Genomic DNA, 363 nt, shown 5'->3' with positions numbered 1-363 from the left:
GGCCGGCATCACGCCGTTCAACTTCCCGTTCATGGTGCCGATGTGGATGGCGCCGGTGGCGCTGGCCTGCGGCAACACGTTCATCCTCAAGCCCAGCGAACGTGACCCGAGCCCGAGCCTGATGATTGCGGATCTGCTCAAGCAGGCCGGGCTGCCCGACGGCGTGTTCAACGTTGTGCAAGGCGGCAAGGATGCCGTCGATGCATTGCTGGTGCACCCGGACGTGCAGGCGCTGTCATTTGTGGGCAGCACGCCCATCGCCGAGTACATCTATACGGAAGGCACGAAGCACGGCAAGCGCGTGCAGGCGCTGGGCGGTGCGAAGAACCATCTGGTGGTGATGCCCGATGCCGATCTCGACCA

Annotated in this window: 1 protein-coding gene; it reads left to right on the top strand. The window is 64.2% G+C overall.

Features of this window, described 5'->3' with window-relative positions; all coding sequences use genetic code 11:
- Window positions 1–363 (top strand): aldehyde dehydrogenase family protein (locus RVY79_RS18045; protein WP_317465899.1); only part of this gene is annotated, 363 nt, incomplete at both ends.

This window comes from Chromohalobacter sp. HP20-39, from assembly GCF_033052815.1.
Classification (GTDB): Bacteria; Pseudomonadota; Gammaproteobacteria; order Pseudomonadales; family Halomonadaceae; genus Chromohalobacter.
This window is presented reverse-complemented; position numbering and strand designations above follow the sequence as displayed.